The sequence below is a fragment of the Sphingopyxis sp. P1IMeth2 genome (assembly GCF_900185685.1).
Classification (GTDB): Bacteria; Pseudomonadota; Alphaproteobacteria; order Sphingomonadales; family Sphingomonadaceae; genus Sphingopyxis; species Sphingopyxis terrae_A.
The window spans coordinates 313,226-335,705 of sequence record NZ_FYAT01000012.1; the positions used below are offsets into that span (position 1 = coordinate 313,226).

15 protein-coding genes are annotated in these 22,480 nt (G+C 63.0%); 4 read left to right on the forward strand and 11 right to left on the reverse strand.

All coding sequences use genetic code 11. From position 1 onward, the window contains the following. Nucleotides 1–181: 181 nt before the first annotated feature. From P1IM2_RS08290 to P1IM2_RS08340, 11 genes are all read right to left on the reverse strand, one after another. On the reverse strand, nucleotides 182–1,714 hold the full coding sequence (locus tag P1IM2_RS08290; protein ID WP_260833957.1) for an ATP-binding protein: 1,533 nt from the start codon (nucleotides 1,712–1,714) through the stop codon (nucleotides 182–184). Further along, a complete protein-coding gene (locus P1IM2_RS08295; RefSeq protein ID WP_186402121.1) occupies nucleotides 1,711–3,324 on the reverse strand; it encodes a radical SAM protein in 1,614 nt (537 codons plus the stop codon). The genes P1IM2_RS08290 and P1IM2_RS08295 overlap by 4 nt, the downstream gene beginning before the upstream one ends. A 721-nt stretch (nucleotides 3,325–4,045) precedes the next feature. Then, complete coding sequence (locus P1IM2_RS08300) at nucleotides 4,046–4,480, reverse strand: sigma-70 region 4 domain-containing protein (protein WP_313906811.1); 435 nt, start codon at nucleotides 4,478–4,480, stop codon at nucleotides 4,046–4,048. Continuing rightward, nucleotides 4,410–4,697, reverse strand: coding sequence for a hypothetical protein (locus P1IM2_RS08305; protein ID WP_186402123.1), 288 nt, complete (start codon nucleotides 4,695–4,697; stop codon nucleotides 4,410–4,412). The genes P1IM2_RS08300 and P1IM2_RS08305 overlap by 71 nt, the downstream gene beginning before the upstream one ends. A gap of 77 nt (nucleotides 4,698–4,774) precedes the next feature. Then, nucleotides 4,775–5,353, reverse strand: a complete 579-nt coding sequence (locus tag P1IM2_RS08310) for a hypothetical protein (protein ID WP_186402124.1) — start codon at nucleotides 5,351–5,353, stop codon at nucleotides 4,775–4,777. Between the two features lie 79 nt (nucleotides 5,354–5,432). Next, entirely contained in the window at nucleotides 5,433–5,633 is a 201-nt protein-coding gene (locus P1IM2_RS08315) for a hypothetical protein (RefSeq protein WP_186402125.1), read from the reverse strand. A gap of 53 nt (nucleotides 5,634–5,686) precedes the next feature. Then, entirely contained in the window at nucleotides 5,687–6,877 is a 1,191-nt protein-coding gene (locus P1IM2_RS08320; RefSeq protein ID WP_186402126.1) for a DUF932 domain-containing protein, read from the reverse strand. 372 nt (nucleotides 6,878–7,249) lie between these two features. Beyond that, complete coding sequence (locus P1IM2_RS08325; RefSeq protein ID WP_186402127.1) at nucleotides 7,250–9,586, reverse strand: type I restriction enzyme HsdR N-terminal domain-containing protein; 2,337 nt, start codon at nucleotides 9,584–9,586, stop codon at nucleotides 7,250–7,252. Between the two features lie 77 nt (nucleotides 9,587–9,663). Further along, a complete protein-coding gene (locus P1IM2_RS08330; RefSeq protein WP_260833959.1) occupies nucleotides 9,664–13,992 on the reverse strand; it encodes a strawberry notch family protein in 4,329 nt (1,442 codons plus the stop codon). A gap of 177 nt (nucleotides 13,993–14,169) precedes the next feature. After that, complete coding sequence (locus tag P1IM2_RS08335) at nucleotides 14,170–16,206, reverse strand: ParB/RepB/Spo0J family partition protein (RefSeq protein ID WP_186402128.1); 2,037 nt, start codon at nucleotides 16,204–16,206, stop codon at nucleotides 14,170–14,172. Nucleotides 16,207–16,380: 174 nt separating this feature from the next. Further along, nucleotides 16,381–17,289, reverse strand: coding sequence for a toprim domain-containing protein (locus P1IM2_RS08340; RefSeq protein WP_186402129.1), 909 nt, complete (start codon nucleotides 17,287–17,289; stop codon nucleotides 16,381–16,383). Between the two features lie 355 nt (nucleotides 17,290–17,644). Between P1IM2_RS08340 and P1IM2_RS08345 the strand changes: the two genes are divergently transcribed. The 4 genes from P1IM2_RS08345 to P1IM2_RS08360 all read left to right on the forward strand — a co-directional run bounded on the left by P1IM2_RS08345 (nucleotide 17,645) and on the right by P1IM2_RS08360 (nucleotide 22,479). Next, nucleotides 17,645–17,992, forward strand: a complete 348-nt coding sequence (locus tag P1IM2_RS08345; RefSeq protein WP_186402130.1) for a MarR family winged helix-turn-helix transcriptional regulator — start codon at nucleotides 17,645–17,647, stop codon at nucleotides 17,990–17,992. A 220-nt stretch (nucleotides 17,993–18,212) separates the two neighbouring features. Continuing rightward, nucleotides 18,213–18,767, forward strand: coding sequence for an RNA polymerase sigma factor (locus tag P1IM2_RS08350; protein ID WP_186402131.1), 555 nt, complete (start codon nucleotides 18,213–18,215; stop codon nucleotides 18,765–18,767). Continuing rightward, a complete protein-coding gene (locus P1IM2_RS08355; protein ID WP_186402132.1) occupies nucleotides 18,764–19,795 on the forward strand; it encodes a FecR family protein in 1,032 nt (343 codons plus the stop codon). Before P1IM2_RS08350 ends, P1IM2_RS08355 begins: the two co-directional genes overlap by 4 nt. 158 nt (nucleotides 19,796–19,953) lie before the next feature. Then, nucleotides 19,954–22,479: a TonB-dependent receptor gene (locus P1IM2_RS08360; RefSeq protein WP_186402133.1), complete on the forward strand. Its 2,526-nt coding sequence runs from the start codon at nucleotides 19,954–19,956 to the stop codon at nucleotides 22,477–22,479. The last annotated feature ends 1 nt before the right edge of the window (nucleotide 22,480 follow it).

Sequence of the window (22,480 nt, forward strand, 5' to 3'; positions counted from 1 at the left end):
GAGGGTGAACAAACTCGAGTTTGGAATCAGCCCATTGCCGGACAAGGCTTCGTCTCGAACGTTCCGATGAAAGTGCAATGCTATTCGATTACCCGGATCGGTTCCAAAATAGCGAACATGGGGCCGCCAGCCCGAAAGTGAAGGCTGCCCCGCGCCTGCCGAGCCTCTCACCGAAGACCACTCAGGCGATCTGGGCAATAATCCGGTCGACAAGGCCCTTTGCTGCCGAGCGGTTGACTGAGCAGTTGTAGATAAGAGCAAACATTTCCTCGTAAAAGGCGCGTCGTTCGGGGTTCAGCCGGTCAAGCGGCGATGCGGGCGCCTGTTCGTCCGACGCCAGCACGTCGAGCTCTTCGCGCAAGCCGTCGAGCTCCAGGCGCGTCTGTTGATGCGCATCCACGACGAGCCCCGTTTGGCCGGCATGCTTCTCGGCACGCATCAGCGCGAGTTCGACCGAAAGCGCCACGCGGTCGCGCTCGACGACACCAAGGCTTCCCTGTCTCAGGATTGAAAGCCCCTCGCGGGCGGAGGCTTGCTCAAGCTCGATATCGCGCACCCGCTTGCGCTCCCGCGAACTGGTGCGGCACCGGTTGGCAACCTCGCGTCCGTGCGGCGCGAGATGGTTCTTCAGATTCGCGAGATGGATGTTGCGCTCAAAATCGTCCCGGCGCCCATTCGGGACGATGCGAGGATCGAGAATATGGATTTCACCGACCGCCCAGCTGTCGAAACGCTGTTCGGGGAATGCGTCGGCGAGAACGCCCGCATCGCCAATCTGAATATTGCCGGCGCGCACGCGAAGTCCGCGTACCTTGGTCGAGGGATGGATTGCGCCCTCATAATCATGATGGGCGATCCATCCGAGCGCCGCGACCCCGCCATCCGTCGACGGGATCTCCACGAAGCTGATTTCGTGCAGCCGAAGCGGACGAACGCCGTCGACCAAGATCTCGTCGACATGTGGACGCATGAGCGGCGGTTCGCCGTTGATGGAAATTTCGATACCCGCCATGTCAAGCTCGGCCGAAAGCTTCGCGACGATGAGCTCCCGGTGTGAAAAGGCGGTGTTGAGCGGAAGCGGCGCGACCTGGGATAGATAATCGGCGACGGCGCCCGGCGACATCAGCCGGTCGTCACCGTGGCGCACCACCCCCTCGAGCCTGACCTCAAAAAACGGAGGGCCGGCTTCGGTTTCGATATGTGTTTCCGTGACCGCCGCGACCAGCGCGGGAAGATCGCGGTGATCGTCCGGGTCCTTGAGCGCAGCGCGCAGGCGCTGACAGTCCCATCGCATTGTTGACACAAAGTCCTCGCCTCGCGCGCGAGACCGGAAGGTGAGCGCGCGCGCATAGGCCAGTCCGGACAGCCGGCCGACGCCACGAAACCCCCGTGCCTGCGTGCCTCGTTTGAGACTCGCCCCTACAGCCGTCAATCTTGCGGCGAATCCCTGCATCGGCAGGCCGTCCCCGTCATCGCGAATGACGATCGTGCGCGCGGCGGGATCGAGCGCGATGTGGACCTGTCCCGCGTGATGTCCTGTGGCGCGCGCGGCATCGATCGCATCGGCCGAGTTCTGAATATATTCCCGGTAAACCGTAAGGGGGTCGACATACATCGCCGTCGAGAGGAGTTCGATGATATCCTTTCCAACTGTCGCAGTCTGCTCGAGTTGGCTTTCCGCGTCGCCGCGACCGAGCTGTATCATCGTATTCATGCTGCCACCTTTCGGTTCGCCGGCGCCTCGATCGGCTCTTCTTCTGCGTCAAGGCCCGCATCCTCAACACGTTCGTCCTCTGGAACCCCAAGGTCGGCGGCAACCTTCGGCCAGGAACCCCGTCCGCTCCAGATTGCCGCAAGAAGTTCTTTCGAGCGAGGCATATAGAATTGGAGGATGCTGCGAACGGCCGCATCGTCGGTCATTTCAGTCAAAGTCGGATAATGGCGCGGGTCGCACGATGAAAGGAGCGTTATCAGTTCGTGGCGCCGGTCCGGCGAGAGCCGCGAGGCCTGGGCCACATAGTCATCATATTCGGCCCGCCCGCCCTGCTTGTCATACCAGTCGCGGTTGAAGATCATGTCGTGCGGCATCATCAGGATATTCTCGAATTCGGCTACGGTGTCACCGAACGCGCGACGGAAAAATTCGGGAGCGCCGCTCACGACACCGTGTGTCGCCTGAAGGATGAGCTGCATCGATCGCAGCTGGTAGCGCGACCAGTGCTCGCCAATATGACCGCGGTCCGGTCGGTTCGTCGGCTGGAAACGCATGGGGAAGGACCAGACGCGAATGTCGAGTTCTTCGTTCAGCGTCACGTTGAGGCGCATTCGTTCGAAAAGGTCCGCGGGCGTATCGTGGAAATTATAGAGCATATAATTCGAAAGCTCGGTGAGCCCATGTTCATGAGCGTAACGGACCGCCTGCTCATAGGGCTTGCGAACGCCGAGATGATCGAATGCGATGCGCAAGGGCTTGAGACAGATCGAGGCCAGCTCCCGCAGATACATCGGATCCTTGCACAGAATGCGCGCATCGACGCCTTGGTTGAAATCGACCCGGCGCTGAACGGGGACTCGCGAGCCCGGCCGCAAGAGCTTCGCGCCCGGGGTGAAGCCGAGATCGCGAATCTCGGCGATAATCTCCTTGAATCGCGGGCTTGCGACAACATTGTTGTCCATGAGGATGAGGTCCTTCTTGGGACCATATTTCTCGTCGATCGCACGGACGATATCGGTCAACGATTCGACGTCACGCTGCATGCCCTCGAGCTTCGGCACGCCGCAGAACTGGCATTTGCGAATGCAGCCGCGGGACGTGTACGCAAAATAGGCGTCGCGGACGGGATATTGATAGTCGATCTGCGACAGGATGCTGTAGTCGGGCACAAGGTCTTCTATGGGCGTGCCCGCGTGATCGTCGGAATAGAGCTCCTCAGAAAAATCGTCGAGTTGCAGCGACGTTGCCGGCGCATCCGAAAGCAGTCCCTTGATGAAGCGCACACCCTGCCAGCGCCGTTCCTCGAGAAAGCGTTCGTGCATCAATGAGGCGGCGATGCCACCGACGAATACCTTGTCGGCCTGGCCGTTTGCGACCTTCAAGGCATAATCGATGCTGTTCGCGATGCGGGGATATTCAAACGAGAACAATGTCGTCACGTAGATGCGGTCCCAGGCTTCGGACAGCACGCTCGGATCTTCGCCCTTTACAAAGCGGACATGGTCCTTCTTGCCTTCGGGCCCGTGATATTGCGCGATCTTCATCAGGCCGAGGGGCGGATATTTATTCTTGTAGCCCGGCTCGATAAGCAGGATTTTCCTGTCAGCCATGGGCCACCTTGTCTTGTGCGTGGAACCCCGTTCCCCCCCTGAAACAGGCACGTCCGGCCGCCAGCCGGCCGGCTGCCGCCGGGCGTGCAAATACCCTCTCGATTCCTCGCCCGTTCATCTTGCGATCGCCCCCGAATTACAGTGCTGAACTGCACTGTGGCAGTCTCCTACTGTTCGTCAAGAAATAACCAAGGCTATTGCCGCGACGTTCTTAAGGGGTCACTCCGGGGCGCCGCCGACGTTTTGCCGGCATGGGCCCGACAGTTCGAGACAGCCGGTCCGACCGCGACGGTCGCCAGGCAGGCAACCCGAACGTCCGCTTTTGGAATGCTGCGTCGAGCGGAACGAAACGAGCCGTCCCGGATTGTTCGCGCGCGGAAACGGTCATCGACACCGCGTCGGGCGGTGCGCCGCGGGCGACATGCTCGCTGATCATCGCGGTGGAGCCGGCGCCCGCTCGCCCAGGGCGGCAAGAACAGGTGCGCAGCGCCGTCATCGAATCCAGGCCAGCACGCATCCGGCCTCGGCTGGCGGCGTAGCCGTTACGCGGACCGGTTGAAACGGATCGCCGGTGCGCACCACATAGTGGTTGCGGCCGGTCGCGTACCGAAGACGGGTCGCGAGGATATAGGCATGCTCGAAAGAGGCGAGCCGCGCCCGTAGAGGTGACAGAGTCTGCATCGAAGTGTCCGGGATCGTGTGCGCAACGCCGAGCGCCGGGTCAGTCGCCGTCGAGGGCGATCGCAATGGCATGCAGCGCATTGGCAAGATTGTCTTCAACCTCCGCGCTGGTCATGCCGAGGCGGGTCGCGATCTCGCTGATCGGCAGATCATCGACACGGTGCATCATGAAAACGGCGTGCTGGTCGACGGGAAGCGCGCCAATGGCGGCTCGGTATCGAGAACGGAGATCGGCGGTGCCCGGTGCGACGGGAAAAAACCGGAGGACTGCAAGGCAAGCGCGCGCCGCGCGCTGAAGCGCGGCGCCTATGCGGCGGGCGGCGTGACGGAACATGACGGTCATCCTCTTGGCGTGGCACCGCTCTGGATGCCTGCTCCCCAGCCCTCTTCCCTCCGTCGCACCGCTACCAGGGAAAGGTCGGCAGCACCGCCTCGGTGGGGCCGTCGCAGTCGAGGAGGATATAGTCACAGCCATGCGCCCGCCCGAGCGCCAGGATCGGAGGAATTTCCTTTGGCAGATGCCGCGCAGTATCGCCGGTCTCGATCCGGGTGGGCAGGAACCAGCCATATTGCGTGGGCGCGACGGGCAATGGCTGGCGAACGGGCGGCAGGTCGGCCCAGTCGCTGAGCAGCTGACCAGTCGCACAGCGTATGTGCGCTGTGCTGAGCACGAGATATTGTCCGGTTTCCATGATATTGGTCTCCTTTGCTCAGGCGTGGCGGAGGGCTGCTGCGAGGGCGGGGTTCGCCGGATCGAACTCGGCGGCCCTCATGTGGCCGTGCGGGCACGCCCGTTCCAGGCGACTTGGGCCTCCTCGATAGGCGTTTCCCGGAAGTGGCCGAGGCAGAACTGGATAAAGTCATAATCCTGGGCGATGTCCTCCGCGTCGAGCGCGGCCGCGAGATCGCGCGTGTAGCGGTCGAGCGGCACGACGTGGTCGGCGGGCACCCATCGCGCGAGATCGTCGCTCTCCCCGCCGCAGATATTGCAGGTCGTGCAGTCATAGAGACCCGACATCGTCCAGTCCTGTGCGTCCATGTCCCATCGAGCGGAGGCGTCGCGCACGAGCTGGTCCGAACCGCATTGGGTACAGACCGGCCTCGCGCGCGCGCCGGCGGGCGGTGGTTCGGGGTCGTCGGGGTCGAAGGGCGTGATCCTCATTGCATAGGAGAGCTCGGGGACAGACGCGTTGAAATAGGGACTGGCCTCCGCGGCGATCGTCGCTGCCGCCTCGATTTCGCCGCTGGCGGGTTGATCGACGAGCAACGTCTCAGCCGCAAAGACGTCGCCGCCGCTGAAATATTCCACGCGGATCGCGTAGGTGGGAACGGACAGGGTGGTTGTCATGAACGGACTCCTTGAAATGCAAAAGCCCGGCGCCTGGGCCAGGCTTTCGTGCAGGTGGCAGGAACGGATGGAGCGAACGTCAGCCCTTGCGTGCGCCGCTCGCGATATCGGTGATGCAGGTGACCGCTTGATCAAGATCTGCGCCGCCATCCGCGGGCGTACCCGGGAGAGCGAGCGTGCCCGCGCGGCGAGGCTGACCAGGACGCCGGACCATGGCGAGTCCGATCGACGCGAGCGTATCCGCGCCGGCGGTGTCGAGATTTGGGTTCGGCATGATCATATCCCTTCGAGATGACCGGGTTGGCAAGACGCCGGTGTATCGGCGCGCACCGTTCAATGGGCGCGCTGGAGCAGTCCTCTTGCCTTGCCTTCGAGTTCAAGGCGGCTGTCCTGATGCGACTTGGTGCGGGCGACGGCGGTGATGCCGTTCACGAAATCGTAGAGCGATGCCGGCGGATGGCCTTCCTCGCCCAGGACGCGCGCGATGATCTGCTGCGTATCGGACCTTGAGAAGCCTCGGTTCCGCAAGAAGCTCGTTCGGTCCTCGTCGGTGCGAGCAACGATCCGTTCGCGCGCGGTTTTGATCCCATCGATGAATCTGGCGGGCGAGGAGTCAGCGAAATGCGCGAGCGCCGGTTCGGCCTGGTGCGCGAAGCGATTGGCGGCGAATTTCGAGTGCCGGATGTTGATTTCCTGGAAATTCTCGACACCCCAGAGATTCCGGTTCATGCACACCGCCCGAAGATAGAAGGTCGCGATGCCCAGCGCCTTTGACCCCACCTCGGAGTTCCAGCAGTAAAAGCCACGGAAGAAGAGATCGGGGTCGCCATTGCGCAGTTTCCCGGCCTCGATCGGGTGCGTGTCGTCAACGAGAAAGAGGAAGACGTCGCGGTCGGAAGCGTAAAGCGTCGTCGTGTCGCGCGAGACATCGACATGAGGGTTATAGTGCATGGTCGACCAGTCGAGGACGCCCGGCACCTTCCAGCGCGTATCGCCCGTGCCATTGCCGGCGATGCGCATGACGGCGGAGACGAGTTCATGGTCCCAGATGCGGCCATAATCGGGCCCCGTGACCGCGCGGAGTTCGGTGCGGCCATCGCTGGTTTCAAGGAGCTTCACCTGCTCGCCTCGATGATCGATCAAGCCATGTTGCATGTTGATCCCGGCGAGTGCTGCGGGAAGCGTCCGCAAATAGGAGGCCGGCGCGCCCACGAGGCTGCAGAGCTGGCCGAAGGACCAGTTGGTCGGTGCGACGAGTTCGTCACGGCCGGGCACGGCCAGGGTCAGGCGCTCAGGTTCGTCGCTGCGCGCGAATACACGCACCGCGCGGCTCTCGACGACGCGCGTCGTTGCCGCCTCGGCTCGCGCGTGAACGCGATGATAGAGGTCGGGAAGCGAGAGGAAGCGTTCGTCGTCGGGCCTTGAAAACCATTCGGACGACACGCGGCTGATATTGCGGCCGCGGCTGATGTCGACCTTATAGGGTTTTTGTGCGGCGCGCGCAGCGGGAGCCATCATGTTCATGGGAAGGGTCTCCTGATTGAGGATCTGAAACAGCATCGCGCTGCTCCGCCCTTCCCTGTCCCCCTCCCTCCTCCGGCCACAGGCGGATCAATCGTCGCCCGCCGGATATTTGGCTCGACGCGGTCATTTCTGAAAGGCCGGAGAAGCCCCGCTCCTCGGCATCCGGCCTGATCGTCCGGCAGGAACGAACGTTCGATCGCATGTCGTGAACCTGGCAGGCGGCGTTACCTCAAGCCGCCGCCGCAGGGCTGTCGCGTTTCGTACGCCGAAGCCGACCAGCGGGGAAATTCTTTCAGCATCCGGCGCGCCGGTCCCGGCCTCGGATCGCGGAGATTGTCAGTCCGCCTGCAGATCCTGTCAGAGGTCCAAAGCCTAGTGAAAGCGGGTGCCCTGCTGCTCCTGGCGCAGCGGGAGAATGAAATCTTCAAGTTTGGCATCGACCCAAGCCGGCAGGCCGGGCGACGCAGAATTTTGCAGGGCCAAAAGCGCATGCTGGACCCTAACCGTAAGAGGAAGCGCATTCGCCTCCCGGACCTTTTCGAAAAAGGGGTCGAGGGACCGCCATTCCTCGGCAACCAATTTGTGGATTGCGGCGGTCAAGGGTTCGGCGAGCGCATGGCCAGGGTCGAGTACCGTTGCCGCGCCTCCCAGGTCTTCGATTGCATGTAACATCGGTGCCCGGCCGCCGTTGACGAGCGGAAAACCGCATTGCCCGAGATGGGTGATGATTTCGAAATCGAAACGGTCTCCATCGGAATCGCCGAATACGGAGCGGAGACGAGCAAGCTGAGAGAGGATCATCCAGGCGATCATGTCCTTGTAGGATCTGGCTTCATCGCCTTCATCGACCGGTTCGAAGGGGCTGAGCGGGTTCCCGTCTGCATCGGCAAGGGCTACCCATCCCTTTTCGTCAAAGACCATGTAGAATGGCTTTCCGTCTTCTCCTTCCGCACTGACCAGCTTGCCCGTCATGGTGTCGGCTTCGGGAAAGAAGTTCATCAGAAAAGCAAGCAGTTCGAGAGGCAAGGCCCGCCTGCGCGCTGCGAGGTCGACGATGGCGCAGGCACCGATCAGGTCCCCCAGGAAAAAGCGATGCGATTGCCAGAGGAGCTCCGTCGCGGCTGTTTCGGCGCCTTGTGCCAGGCGTTCGGAAACGCGTGTGGCCAGTTCGGAGGCGAGCTCGCTGACCAGGAACTCGGGCGCACGGATAACCACGATATCCTCGCCGCCATGATGACGGCTGCATTTGACCCAGCCTTGTGCAGCGAGCGCCGCCGTAGCTGCGTCCGACGCAGGGCCGAGGGCATCACGGCGAACGACGAGGGCATTTGCTTGCGTCAACGCGAGAGCGTCGGACACCTCGCCGCCGTCCGCGAGCGCGTCCCGCGCCAGGAGACGAAAGAGCCGGGCGGTATCACCGCCCACCTTCGCAAGGTGCTGACGGGCAGTCTGAACGAACTTGAGTCCCATGGATGCCGGCATGAAGGCTGCGACATCCTCGTCATCGGGTGTGGAGCCCGCAGCAAGCGCGGCGCGAAGGATCCAGGGCCTGCGATATTCCTGGCTTAGCTCGGCGCCGCCGTAAAAGAAGAGGCGAGCAGGTGCGATCGCTTCACGGACATAATGAAACTCCTGGTCGTCGAGAAGGTCGACCTCGATCACTTTCGCGACCGGCTCGAGTGCACCCGGTGTGCGGCCATTCGCGCCGCGGAGGATCGCATCGGCGCGATCGGTAGACAGGACGAGCCGCAAGGCATCGCCGAAGCCGGTTTCGGCAAGCTCTTCCAGATCTGAGGCGACGGCCGAACCTGGTGCGACGCCATCCACGGCGAGGATGAGCGCGGGCTTGCGGTCCGACCTCGACATGCGCCGCAGCCATGTCCGGACTTCCTGCGGCGAAAGCGACCATTCGAGCGTCGTTTCGAAAAGGTTGGCGATGCGCTGGAAGAGTCCGGGCCCGGCCGTGGCGGCGTTGATCATCAACATGGCCCAGTCGGGAGAAGAGCGGGTCAAGCGCGCAAGATCGCGCAGCACATTGCTTTTGCCGGAGAGCGGCGCCCCTTCGAGGACAATGGCCTTGGCGCCATCGTTGAGCATGGACAGGATGTCGACGGTAGCCCGTCGACGGAACAGCAGATCACGGCCATAAGGCAACCGGGGGTCATCCGGGTCTCCGGTGAGCTGCTCGATCAGCGCGTCGGTGCGTCCGCGGACGGCCTCGACCCAGACGGTCGTCTCCGGACCCATGAGCACTTCGATCGCCCAAGCGAGGTTTGACGCTGCAACCTTCCCGATATTGCTGAACAGCTTCTCCGCGAAGTCTGCGCCGTCCAGACCGGGGTCGAGCGGCTCGCCGTTGCTGGCTTGCCGCACCCATGTCTCCTTGCCGTTGCTTACGATGACCAGCGGCGGACGATCGAGGAGTTGCGCCGCATAGCTGCGGCCCTGGCCAACATGGTCTTCGCTGAGATTCTTGTCCTCGCGCTTGAGTTCGAAGAGCGCGAGCGGCCGCTTGCCGTGAAGAACGAGCAAGTCGGCGCGACCTTCGGCCTCCCAAAGCGCAGCGCCATCATAATCATCCTCATGATGTCCTATCCGCAGCTTGAATCGCTTCTCGACCTGAAAATCTCCAGGGGACAGATGCTTTAGTTCTTTGCGGAGCAGCGCCAGAACATAGGCCTGCAACTGGGCTTCGGGTACGAAGGTCATGACCGAGCTGTAACAGCCGCGCCCCGTGCCCCGCGATATAAAAATTCGGCAGGCTGGGTGCGGACGGTCAATCTCCATCAGGCGGCGGCCCGGCCGGCCCTCGTCCCGCCGATGGCTGCGACGATCGCCTCGGCCTGTTTCGGGGGGACAAAAATCCGGGTCTTGTAAGAAATGATCTCGGTGAAACAGCCGAGCGCCTTCAATCGGGCACGGCTGTCCGGAGGATAGTTCATGATTTCCAGTCGAGGCTCGTCATTGACCAGCGCGCGGCGGAGACGCGCCGGCTCGAGGCCTGGAATTGCCACGCCCTCGGACGAACGGGCAGCGCCAATGATCTCGGCCGGTGTCAGGCTGAACTCCATGTTGATGCCGAATGTCGCGGCCAGGCGTTCGAATCCCGCAGGCGAGACGATGCGGCCGAGGACGGCGTTGCCGGCCTGGTCCGCGATCCGCCAGACGCGGACGTCATCATCGGGAAGCTTGTCCCAGACCGGCAGGAGAAGACCCGTTGCGACGTTGACGTCGGTGGTTTCGACCTCGTGCGCCGCCGCATCGCATTCCGCATGCCAGAGCCGCGCGAAGTCGGCTTTTCCGATCGCGCGCCAGTGGCTGGCAGCAAGCCTGGACTCGCGAATGCGATCGGAGCCGGTGGGTCGGACGAGCTCCCAGATGCGGATCGAGCGGCCATCGTCATCGAGGATCGACCAGGATGGCACGCGAAGCGCGACGCGGCCCGATCGTTCGTTGCGAAGGAACCGGATATCGCCGCAGTCGCGCCATTGATCGAGGAGGACGGGAAGCGCCGTGGCGCGCCGCCGACGTTTCAGTTCGATCCGGCAGAGTTTGGTTTCAGCGCCGCTCACCGGATCGCACCGCAGCACTTGTTCCTCGACGATACGCATCTCATCGGCAAGGATCGTCTCGACGCCGACGTCGAGCGTGCCCGCCTCCCGCGCGACCTGAATGCGGGCCTGGATCAGCCCGAAATATTCCTCGAAGATGGCATTCTGCGTCGCAATCCTGAGCGCGAGGAGGCGATTCAGCCAGCGCTGGATCGGCGGCAGCTTGTCGAGCAGTTCCCCGCTGTCCTCGTTGACGAGCTTGAGACCTGTCATGGCGACATAGTCGGCGAGCGAGGTGCTCTTGAGTTTTCCGCGGTGCAGAAGCCTGTACCATTGCTGGAGCGCATCCTTGGCATAGTCGCTCTCGAGATTGTCCGCAGGATCGAAGAGATTCTGACCCCCGGCCTGGCGTTGACCACGGGTAAGGGCGCCGAGGCTGTCGAGCCGGCGGGCGATCGTGCTGATGAAGCGCCGTTCACCCCAGCAATTGGTTGCTGCGGGAATGAAGATCGGGGCGCTTTGCTGGTCGGTGCGGTTGGAGCGGCCAAGCCCCTGGATCGCGTTGGACGCCCGCCATCCCGGTTCGAGGAGAAAATGCGCGCGGCGGCGGTGCGCGGACGGGCATTTGCGATCGGCATGATAGCTCCGTCCGGTGCCACCAGCGTCCGAGAATATGAGGATCTGCTTCGCGCCCGCCATGAAGGCGTCGGCCTCGGCGATATTGCTGCGCGCGGTGCGCCGTTCGATCCGCTGCCGCCCCACCATATCGGTCAACAGCCGCCGGCTCCGTCCGGTCACCTCGGCGACAAGGTCCGTACCGAACCGTGAGATGATCGCGTCGAGGGCACTCGGGATCGCAGGCATCGCGCAGAGTTGCTCTATGAGATCGTCGCGCGCACGAAGCGCTTCCTGGCAGTGAATCGGATGGCCCGCCGCATCGACGACGATTTCGGAGCGAGGCTCACCGTCGGTGCCCTTGAAGACGCGCAGCATGCGCGTCGGGAAGGCCGTCTTGAGATACTCCACCATATAGTCGCGCGGTGAGAGCTCGATTTCCAGGCTTGCGCGTTCGTCGGCGCCAAGGCCCGCAAGCCGACGTTCGAGCATGGCCTCGGCGGTGGTCACCAGCTGGATCACGACATGATGATCGCGCGCGAGATGATGCTCGATCGCACCAAAGAGCGTGGGCAGTTTCATGGCGATCAGCACCTGGCCGAAGAAGCGCTGCTTAGCGCTTTCGAAGCGCGAGAGCGCGGCCCCCTTGGCCTGTGCGTTGAGCGACCGCCCGGTCATGCGGTCGACGATGTTGGTGGCCTCAAGCACCTCGTCGAGGCGGCGGTGGATAATGCTCCAGGCGTCGGCATAGGCATCGTAGACGCGGATCTGGTCTTCGGTCAGGACATGCTCGAGCGGCGCATATTCGACGCCGCGGAAGGTGAGCGAGCGGGCCGTGTAGAGGCCGAGCGCCTTGAGGTCGCGGGCGACGATTTCCATCGCCGCGATGCCGCCGCTCGCGATGGCGGCCATGAAGGCTTCGCGGGTCTCGAAAGCGGTGCCCTGACCCCAAAGACCGAGGCGCGTGGCATAGCAGAGATTGGCGGGATCGGTGGCGCCGGTCGCTGAATTATAGAGGATGCACGCGCGGGGCAACATGTTCTGGAGGCGTACGCCCGCCAGCCCTTGCTCGGATCCCTTCTGTTTGCCGTGGATGGTCTCGGTGCCCGCCGCATTGGCGAGCTCGTGCGCTTCATCAAATGCGAGCAGTCCCGCGAAGCCGGTTCCGAGCCATCGCAGGATTTGCTGAAGCCGCGAAGGCGCGTCGTCGCGCTGCGACCGGAGCGTCGCATAGGTGAGGAACAGGATGCCGCTCTCCATCGGGATGTCCGATCCGAGCGGAAAGGCGTCTAGCGGCTGGATGTCGATCGGCAGTCCGCCGAGTGCCGACCAGTCGCGCCGCGCGTCCTCGATGAGGGCGGCGCTTTTGGAGATCCAGAGCGCCTTGCGGTGTCCGCGGCACCAGCGATCGAGGATGCAGGCAGCGACCTGCTGCCCCTTGCCGACGCCGGTGCCGTCACCGACCATATAGCCCATGCGATAGGACTGGCCCTCAGGCTCGGGTCGAAGGGCGGTGCCAGCTGCGTCCGGCACATAGAGGCCGGGGAGATCGCGCTCGAACGCCTGGCCGGCGTATATGACGGCCTCGCGCTGCGCGTCGGAGAGCGCTGCAGCTGCGGATGCGGGAAGAAGCGGATGATAATGCGGCACCGGCGGCAGGATCGACGACATCGCGACCGATTCGACGAGTTGGTCCGGATGGGGATTTGGTTCCGGAAAGGCGATCCGCGTGAGGCGCCAGGGAACATAGATGCCGACCGGCTCAACGGCCGCCGGCACCTCTGCGAGCAATTCATAGGCGAGCGGCTGCGGCGTGGCATCGAGTGTCGGTGCGACAGGCGGAGCTGCAAGGCGCCGGACGCCGCCAAGGCCGCCGAGAAGGGCGCGCGGCCGCCGGGGCGGGGCGTCGATGACAGCCGATACGCACGCAGGCTCGGGGTCGGGCGCGCGCGGAGCGAGGGCAAGGCGCGGCGGAAGCGCAGCAATGACCGGGAGCGCATCCGTGACGCTCGATGCGAGGTGACGTTCGGTGCACCCGCTCCAGCCCTTGTCGAAGACGCAAAGACGCACGGTGATCGAGGTTCCCTGGCGCGCGAAGGGCTTGCCTTCCAGGGTGATTTCCGCACGGGGTGTCGCGACCGCGCAGACCGATTGATAGCTGGTCGCCCCGGCGCCGTCGGGCGCGAATGACGGCGGCATGATCGCAACGCAGCGCCCACCCGGCGCAAGCCGCAACAGCGCGGAACGCAGGTGGCGGGCAGCGGCATGCCGGTCGAGCCCGCGCCCCTCGCTTCGGCCGAAGGGCGGATTGATGAGCACGACCGTCGGACGACAATCGGGATCGATCATATCGTCGATGAACTCCGCGTCGTGACGCAAGACAGGCTGACCCATGACGGCCGTCAACAGTCCTGCGCGTCCCGGATCGCGTTCGTTGAGGATAAGCGCCGCGCCCATGCGCCGCGCGTGGACCGCCAGCATCCCGATGCCCGCGGACGGTTCGAGCACGATGTCCTCTTCGGTCATCGCGGCGGCGGCAGCCACAAGCCAAGCCAGCGGCAGCGGAGTCGAGAATTGCTGCAGTTCGACCTGCTGTTCGCTGCGATAGGTTTGTGGCGGCAGCGCAAGCGCGAAATCCACGAGCGCACGAAGCCGAGCGGGGAGATCATCGCGACCGGCAAGCGGTCCCGCAGGACTTAGAAGGAGCAGGACCTGGGCGGCCTCGAGCGCATCATATCCGTCGCGCATCGACCAGGCGCCGGCGGCGTCGCTCGCGCCATAGGCCTCGGTCATCAGCGACTTGATAGCCTGGCGACTGATCGCTCCGCCGTCGGCAAGCCGCCCGGTGATGGCGTGGGCGACGGCCAGAAGCTTGGTCGCGCGCGCGTCCGCGGGCTTAGCGCAGGCAGAGGGCTCGGGCGAGGCCCCGGCAGAAATGGCAGATTGCATGGGTTGCTCCTGGACAAGGACGGCCGGATCGCCGCGCCATTCCCACGCCGCCTTCCCTCCCTCACCGGTAAGGAGCCGCGGTGGGTCGGTCTGGATTTTCAGGCCGACAACGGAGGGGCGACGGACGTTGGACGGAATGAGGCCGCAGCACCGCCACGGCCCCAAGATGCGGGTTCGTCAGGCCGCCTCGGACATCGCGTCACCTTCGTCGCTCGAAACCGTGGCACCATCACGATCGGTATCGGAATCGGCGTCATCTGGGATGTCGACCTCGACCTGATCCGCCTCGGCGACGAAGCGCATCGCGCCGGGGAGCCAGGCCAGTGCCCGTTCCTTGGCGTCGTTGTCCAATATGATCGTCCCGGCGAAGAGCTTTTCGGCCGATACGGCGAGGTCATATTTGCGCGACGCGGTGTAGCGGCTGGCAAGTTCGCTGCCACCGATCGCCTCGAAGAGCTTCAGGATCGCGGGCTTGGTGATGCGATCGAAGAAATTGCGGGCCGTCGGCCTCCACCAGCCAGCCACATCGATGCCGAGCTTGGTGCCGAGATGATTGAGGAAAGGGCTTCCAGCCGCACCATCTGGAACGGCCTGGAGCGTTCGCGCCACGGCCCAGCCGAGCCATGCCGCCCTCGCCTCTTCGTCGAGGGCGCAGAAGGCATCGTAACGCTCTTCCATCACCTTGTGGTCGATCCAGCTGCGATCAAGCGCGGCATCAAGCTTGGCCCATGCCTCGGCCGCAGGCATGCCGCTGTCAAAATTGGCAACCCGCGGATGCGGCGTGCTCGCACGAAGCTCGCTCGGCATGTCGAAGCTGCCATAGGTTCGCGTCGCAGTGTCTGCCATGATGAAGGCGCCGAGATCGAGCGCGAAATGCGGATCGTTCGCGATATGGACGGCGAGAAGCTCGGTCTTCATCATTGCGAGTTCGTCGCTGAGCCGGGCGCTGTATTTGACCTCGTCTTTCTCATCGTCCGCCTGGGCGCCGTCGTCGTCCCCCTCGCCGTCATCACCATGGTCGTCATCGCCTTCATTGCCCATCGCTTCTTCGTCGACGGCGGGTTCGACGTAGAGCTGCTCATGAAGCATCGGTTGTCCGTCATTGCCGATAACGACATAGGCGATCGCCGCGGCGCGCTGCTCGTCGGTGACGGCGGAACCGGTAGCCTCGAGGGTCTCGAGCTCTTCGTTCAGCGCTTCGAGACGTTCATATTGCTCATCACTATATTCCCCCGCCTCCTCACGGACTTGTTCGATCTCCGCCACCTCGGCCTCGATGGCCGCCTTGCGGATCACCGCGTCGTCGCTCAGCGGAACGGGTTCGCCGTCGAGATGTTCGAGCTGGCAGGTTTCCATATAGGGGACACGGCCTGCGGGTATCGCACGAACCTCGGCGAAGCCCTCGCGTTCCCGGATGGCGAGCGCTGCGACAACGAGTTTCTCCTCGGCGAGCCGTTCGAGAATGTCGCCATCGATCCAGGTCTCGGTGTCGGTGCTGGAGAAGAGATCACCGTCGATACGACCGCCAGCGGCCTCATAATCCTCGCGGCCAACGAAGACCGCCTTGGGGTCCGCGCCTTTGTAGGAACCTACGGCGAGACGCCTGCGGATTTCGCCGACATTGTTCGAATGATAGCTGTCGCCAAGTTCTTCGAAAACACTCGATTGCCGCCCGGTGTCGGAGGTGCTGGCATAGGCGATGGCGATGTCGAGCGTGATCTGCTCGCAGCGCAGCGCCTCGAAGATCGGGTCGGCTAGATTGGCGAGGCGCAGACGGCCCTCGACGAAGCGCCTCGTCAGGCCGAGCCGCTTGGCGACCTGCTCGGTGGTCTTGCCTTCCTTGTCGATCATGTTCCGGAACGCCTCGCAGGCATCGGCGGGGTTCATTGCGAGGTTATAATAATTCTCGGTGAGGCTCATCTCGATGGCGTCCTTTTCGTTCGCCATCACCATCACGGGGACCAGGAAATCTGCGGGCAGTTTTCCCTGCGCGATCTGGTCGTGAACGGCACGCAGGCGTCGGCCGCCGCCGATGATGCTGAAATGATCCTTCTTGCGCTTCACGGCGACGCCGATGAGGTTCTGCAGGACAACGCCGGTTTCGCCAAGATTGGCCGCGAGTTCGCTGTCGGCGCTCGCATTGCTGTGCTTGCGGACGTTGAGCGGCGACACTGAGCAATTGGCGGCGGGTGCGTAGATGATTGGATATTGCATGATGATACTCCGATGGCGGGGCGTCCTGACCATCAGGCCGCAAACCGCATCGCGTTCCTTCCCCCTCCCTTCCGCGAGCGCACGGGCGCCGTGGCCTCTCATCGGCTCCCTGCGAACACCGCCTGGCAGGAGACTTTATGCCTTGATGGCCGACACTTGTTCGGCCGCGTCGCGTCAGGCCGCGTCGGCCAGATTGCGATCGCCGTTCGCAGCCAGCCGCCGCAAGACATTGTTCCAGTCATTGAAACCGAACCAGGGCATTCGCGTTTCGACAACGCGGCCGGGAGCGGCATAGGCCTGCTCCGCGAGGTGCGCGCCGGCCCGCCCAGCCTTGTCGGCGTCGGGAAGAAGCAGGAGGTGCTCGATCGCGTCGGGCAATCCGATCCGCGACAGACGCTCGGTTCCAAGGGTAGCCCATACCGGGATACCGAGCAGGACCATGGCTGAAAGCGCCGTCTCGATCCCTTCGGCGAGGCCGAGCACCGTGCGTGCGGGAGACAGGCGAACCGCCCCGGCCAATGGACGCCCAAGCGTGAGTTTGGGTTTCTCGAGATCGGCGGCCAGCGTTGCTGTGGTCGGGTCGAGAAAGATGCGCTGGATCGCGACCAATCGTGACGCTTCAACGATCGGGGCGATGATGGCTGGACGAAACCGGACGCTTGTGCCGCGGCCCAGGGGCGTATGCGGATTGTAGCGCAGTGCCGATGTCCGGATCTCGAGGGCGCGCGAGCGCAGATAGCGATCGCCGGCCGTACCCCACAGAGGATCGCCAGCATCCCAGATTCGACGCGCGAGCGCGGTGGTGGACGATGGGGCGCCGATGGGCCTCAAGGCGTGCGTGGGCGCAGTCGATGGAATGTCGAGATGAAGCCGGCGGATCGCGCGCAATATCTCGGCGGTCGGGCAGCCCGCGAAACATTTGAACAACAGGCTTCGCTCGCCGATCCGGACCGACAGGCTGGGGCTCGCATCATCGTGCGCGGGACATCGGCACATCGCGCCGCCATCGCGCCATAATCCGCCAAGGGCCTCCACGAGGTTGATTGCGGCCGATTGAAGGACCGGGTCGCGGTTGGGGTTCATATCTGGATCATCTCCTGGAAGGGGAATAGCGACACCCCCTCACCCCTTCTCCCCACCTGCCTTCCCGGTGCGGTTCGAGCGGCGCGTCCATTTGATCCGGTTTGATTGCAATCTCTGATTTCCGGAATTTTTTACAATCGCGGGGCGCCGCCTTCAGCAAGGATGGCCTTCGGCGCAGGAGGCAATCCATGGCAGGGAGCTTGATAAGCGGGTGCGCCGGCGAACCCTATTCGCTCGCCGGTCACCGCATTGCCCGTGATATCGGCGTGCCGCGATCGAACGGTCGTTCGATCGCAAATCGAGCCGTGCGAGTTGTGTGATGGCGGACGCGGGAGCACCTCCGCTGGCCGCTGGAATGGACCGTGTGACCTTCGCGCGGTTGATCGTCCGCGTAGGCCGCCATGTCGGCGACAGACTGGGGCGCGACCTGTTCTCGACGCCGGCGCTCGACATGATGCTCGACCTTTATCTGCGTGACGAGCACCGGCCCATCTCGCTCACCAGCCTGTGCGGCGCGACCAATGTTCCGGGCCGCACGGCATTGTTCACGATCAACCGGCTCGTTGAATGCGGGCTTTTGACCAGATATCCTGATCCCCGCGACGGGCGGCGGGTCAATGTCGATCTTTCGGCTGCCGGCCTTCGCTTGCTCGACGAATGCATCGAAGAATTGATCAGCCTCATAGATCAATGCGGATCCTGAGGGGAAACAAAGACATGGTTGCGAAGGAGCGAGATGTGATGCACATTTGATGCGCAACGCGTCAGGTTGTCGGCAAACGACGTTGTGGAATTATCCTGCCAGACATCACGGGCGTTCGTCCATTCGGGTCGAACGATAGTATAGGCATCTTGACCGACATCTTCGGATGGCCTGCCCGTGATTATTGCCTGCCTTTTCCTTGTCCCGGTTGCGACCGGTCATGACGCGATCTTCGTGTGATCCCATGTCCTCTCGGATTGAAGATCATGGCGACGAGACCGCGGGCGACCGCCGCGATCTTGAAGCCGTCTACCGCACCCAAGCCCCGCAGCTGGCGCGATACTTCCGGTTCCGGTTCCGTGGTCTGGAGGATCCTGACGATCTCGTCCAGGATGTGTTCGCGCGATTGGCGGCTGGACGTCCGCTTGCCGAGCTTCGTGACCCGGAAGGCTATTTCAAACGCGTCTTGCGTAATCTTCTCATCGATCGACACCGGAAGCGACGGCGACAGCCTGTTTTCACGTCGATGGACGGCATTGAGCCGGGCATGGAGCCCGATCAGGCCCATGCGATCGAAGTAGAGCAGATGCAGGAGCTCTATCGCGCCGCAGTCGATGCTTTACCGCCTAGGACGCGGGAGGTCTTTCTCTTACACCGGGTTGAAGAACTGAGCGTCAAATCGATCGCCGGGCAACTCGGCATTAGCACGCGAACGGTCGAATGGCATATTGGAGAGGCGATCCTCCGGATCGGGAAAGCGCTGAAAAAGGGATGAGCGACCAAGGATTTCAGGACGAACCGGACGATGGGGACGGCCTCATGGGCGAAGCAACCGTCTGGTTCGGCCGGATGCGCGGCCCGGAAGCCGACCTGCACAAGCCCGCGTTCGAGGCATGGCTTGCCCGGGGCGCCCTGCACCGGGCGTTCTACAATCGCGCGAGCGAAATCTATGCGATGGGCAAGTTCCTGAAAGAGGAACGTGATGGGGAAGATGCGCGGGTTCGTCCCGCTCATCGGCGCCGTGCACGCCAGACCCTGGGAGTGTTGGCCGCGCTGGCAGTCATCGTGACCGGATTGTCCACCCTATGGGTTTACGGACCATGGCGCCGACTGCCGGAAACCGCCATCGCCCCCGAAGGGGCATTGCGGCTGGCGACGCGAGAGGGGCAGGTCTTGACCCAGGTGCTGTCCGATGGCTCGAAGGTGACGTTGCAACCCGAAAGCGCACTGGTCGTCCGCTATACTCGCGCGCAGCGGACGCTTCGTCTCGAACGAGGCCGGTCCAGATTCGAGGTGGCGCATGAGCGACGGCCGTTCGTGGTTCTCGCGGCACGCGGGAGCATCACGGCCCGCGGAACCATCTTCGAAGTGGCCCTGCACCGGCGCGAGAATGTGACTGTGCGGCTGTTGCAAGGCAAGGTCGATGTCGCCATGCCAAGCGCGACGAAGACTTCCACGATCAAGCGCATGGTGGCTGGCGAGACGGTCTCATACGGGAGCGTGGTCAGCCAGCAGGCGGTCCCGTCTCCCGCGGTCGACGACGGCAAGCGCTTGGTCGCGGAGACTGCCGAGCTGGATGTCCGTGAGTTTGCGGCAGCTCCGCTCGGCGAGATCCTGACGCTTGCCAATCGCCACGGCACACCTATTCGGGTCATGGACGATGAGCTTTCACGCTTGAAGGTGTCCGGTCGGTTTCGTCTTGATGAGCCGGACAAGCTCGCAGCGAAACTTGCGCTCCTCTTCGACCTCGTTGTCGAGCATGCTCCAGACGGTGAGATCTTGTTGCGGAGACGAAATAAATAATCTCGCAGCCGCCCCGTAGTTCGCGATAGCGAGCGTCCATTCCCCATAGCCGACTAGCCGGCGAGAGATTGGGGGACAGTATGGTGGCGAGACGATTTGGCCGTGGTACGTTGCTGGCGGTGGTTGCGATTGGCGGTTTGTGCGTTACGAATATTGCCGTGGCACAGGATGCCCGGCAAGACTTCAGCATCGCATCGATGCCGCTCGCCGACGCCCTCATTGCGGTCGGGCGGCAGGCTGGCGTAGAGGTGATTTTCGCGTCCGAAGCGGTCGCGGGACGGCAGGTCGCTCCGCTTCGCGGCACCTATAGCGTCAAGGAAGCAATCGCCCGCCTGCTGGCGGGGACCGATCTTGTCGCGGAATTCCAGGACGGCGGCTATGTCATCCGGGGGCGATCGGCACCGTCGGGTGCAACCGAACCCAGCCCGGCGGCGAGCAAAGATACTGCCATCATCGTGACCGGCACGCGAATTCGCGGAAGCAAGCCTGCCTCACCTGTCATCGTCGCGACGCGCGATGACATTGTGGACCGCGGATTCTCCGATCTCGGCCAATATGTTCGCAACCTCCCTCAAAATTTCAACGGCGGCCAAAATCCCGGCGTCGTCGGCAGCGGGCAAGGAGGAAGCGAGAATTTGAACTCGTCGTCAACGGTCAACCTGCGCGGCCTGGGCGCCGACGCGACGCTCACGCTGATCAACGGTCATCGCGTTGCCTATGACGGGGTTCGCCAGGGAGTCGACATCTCGGCAATACCGTTGGCTGCAATCGAGCGGTTGGAGATCGTGGCCGACGGCGCCTCCGCACTCTACGGATCGGACGCTGTCGGCGGCGTTGCAAACGTGATTCTGCGGAAGAGCTATGACGGCGTGTGGACTTCGGCGAGAGTCGCGTTCACGACTGACGGCGGAGGAACCGAGCAACAATATAGCGCGGTCACGGGGACGACCTGGACGGGCGGCGGAATTTTGCTCACGGCGGACTACAAGCATTCCACGCCGATCATCGCAGCCCAAAGACCCTATGCGGATACGGTCAACGGGTCCGCGACGCTGATACCGGGCATGGATCAGTTCAGCAGCGTCATATCCGGTTTTCATCAGGTCACCGACGACATCCGTTTGGAAGTCGATGGTCAATATAGTCGGCGAAAATCTTCGCAGGCGAGCCCATTTTCCGTCGCCTCCGATGTCCGCTTCTTTGGCGATACGTTCGCGAGCACTGTCGAGACATTCTCGGTGTCGCCCACGTTGCGCGTCCGGCTTCCCGCGTCATGGGAACTCAGCGTTGCAGGCACCTATGGTGAAGATCGGACGATCGGTGATGGCGTTTCCTATCGCAGCGGCCAGACCGCAAGTACGCGCAGGATTCCGTACCACAATTCGATCAAGAGCATTGAGGCTTATGGAGAAGGCCCGCTGTTCGCGCTCCCGGGCGGCGATGCGCGGCTCGTTGTCGGCGCTGGAATTCGATCCACCAGCCTCGATGCCCAGAGCAGTCAAACCATTGGCGGCGTTACGACGCCGATCCTCTCCTTTGACCGGCGACACAGGGTTCGATATGGATTTGGCGAACTGTCATTGCCGATCTTCAGCGAGGCGAACGCCATTTCCGTCCTTAGGGAACTGCGGGCGACAGCAGCCGTGCGTTATGAAGATTATGACGATATCGGCGGCGTCGCGTCGCCCAAGCTCGGATTGATCTACAGCCCGGACCCTAATTTCTCCTTCAAGTTCAGCTGGGGAAAATCGTTCAAGGCGCCGACGCTCTACGACCAGTATCGGGGTTATGAGGTCCTCCTGCTTCCGGCGGAGTTCTTCGGCGCCAGTGGTGCGCCCGCAGGTAGCACGGTCGTATATACCGCCGGTGCAAACCCAGATTTGCGTCCGGAGAGAGCGACCACCTGGACAGCGACCGCCACGATCACACCCAGTTTCGCTCGGGGTTTGAAAATCGAGGCAAGCTATTTCAAAATCCGTTACAATGGTCGCGTCGGCAATCCGATCACGTCAATTTTCGGCGCGCTATCAAATCCGCTCTATAGCCACCTGATCACGCTATCTCCGACTGCATCCGAGATCGACGCCCGGTCGGCGGGCTCGCTCTTCGGCCTCGAGAATTTTACCGGAGGCCCCTATGATCCGGGCAATGTCTATGCGCTTATCGAAGGCGTACTCCGCAACACGGCTCGACAGAAGGCGAGTGGCGTCGACCTTGCGGCAAGCTATGCGGTCGATCTTGGCGCCAATGATCACCTGAGCCTGCAAGGATCGGCAACCTATCTCAAGAGCAACCGCCAGCTCCTCGAGGGAGCGGCAACAGTCGACCTCGCCGGCGTCATTTTCAATCCCCCGGATTGGCGAGTTCAAGGCGGCGCTACATGGAGCCGTGGCGAGTTTACCCTGTCGGGATTTGGCAACTATATTGGCGGCACATTGGACAACAGGATTCTGCCGCATGTTCGCGTCGGCTCTTTCCTGAGCTTCGATCTCGCGGGACAATGGAAAAGCAGCGCATCGACAGGTCCGCTTCGCGAGGCCAGCGTGCTCATCTCGGTCAGCAACCTCTTCAACGAACGTCCATCGAGGACGCGCAGTCGAAGCGTGAGTGACCCGTCGTATGATTCGACGAATTATCCCGCGTCGGGCCGGACGATCAACCTGACGATCATGAAAGCGTGGTAGC

Coding starts and splice junctions, on each gene's coding strand:
- P1IM2_RS08320 (WP_186402126.1), bottom strand. CDS start 6,877: ATGAACATGATGGCTCCCGCTGCGCGCGCCGCACAAAAACCCTATAAG.
- P1IM2_RS08295 (WP_186402121.1), bottom strand. CDS start 3,324: ATGGCTGACAGGAAAATCCTGCTTATCGAGCCGGGCTACAAGAATAAA.
- P1IM2_RS08355 (WP_186402132.1), top strand. CDS start 18,764: ATGAGCGACCAAGGATTTCAGGACGAACCGGACGATGGGGACGGCCTC.
- P1IM2_RS08290 (WP_260833957.1), bottom strand. CDS start 1,714: ATGAATACGATGATACAGCTCGGTCGCGGCGACGCGGAAAGCCAACTC.
- P1IM2_RS08330 (WP_260833959.1), bottom strand. CDS start 13,992: ATGCAATCTGCCATTTCTGCCGGGGCCTCGCCCGAGCCCTCTGCCTGC.
- P1IM2_RS08300 (WP_313906811.1), bottom strand. CDS start 4,480: ATGGCTGTGACTATATCCTCCTCGACTGCGACGGCCCCACCGAGGCGG.
- P1IM2_RS08305 (WP_186402123.1), bottom strand. CDS start 4,697: ATGGAAACCGGACAATATCTCGTGCTCAGCACAGCGCACATACGCTGT.
- P1IM2_RS08310 (WP_186402124.1), bottom strand. CDS start 5,353: ATGACAACCACCCTGTCCGTTCCCACCTACGCGATCCGCGTGGAATAT.
- P1IM2_RS08315 (WP_186402125.1), bottom strand. CDS start 5,633: ATGATCATGCCGAACCCAAATCTCGACACCGCCGGCGCGGATACGCTC.
- P1IM2_RS08350 (WP_186402131.1), top strand. CDS start 18,213: ATGACGCGATCTTCGTGTGATCCCATGTCCTCTCGGATTGAAGATCAT.
- P1IM2_RS08335 (WP_186402128.1), bottom strand. CDS start 16,206: ATGCAATATCCAATCATCTACGCACCCGCCGCCAATTGCTCAGTGTCG.
- P1IM2_RS08345 (WP_186402130.1), top strand. CDS start 17,645: ATGGACCGTGTGACCTTCGCGCGGTTGATCGTCCGCGTAGGCCGCCAT.
- P1IM2_RS08325 (WP_186402127.1), bottom strand. CDS start 9,586: ATGACCTTCGTACCCGAAGCCCAGTTGCAGGCCTATGTTCTGGCGCTG.
- P1IM2_RS08340 (WP_186402129.1), bottom strand. CDS start 17,289: ATGAACCCCAACCGCGACCCGGTCCTTCAATCGGCCGCAATCAACCTC.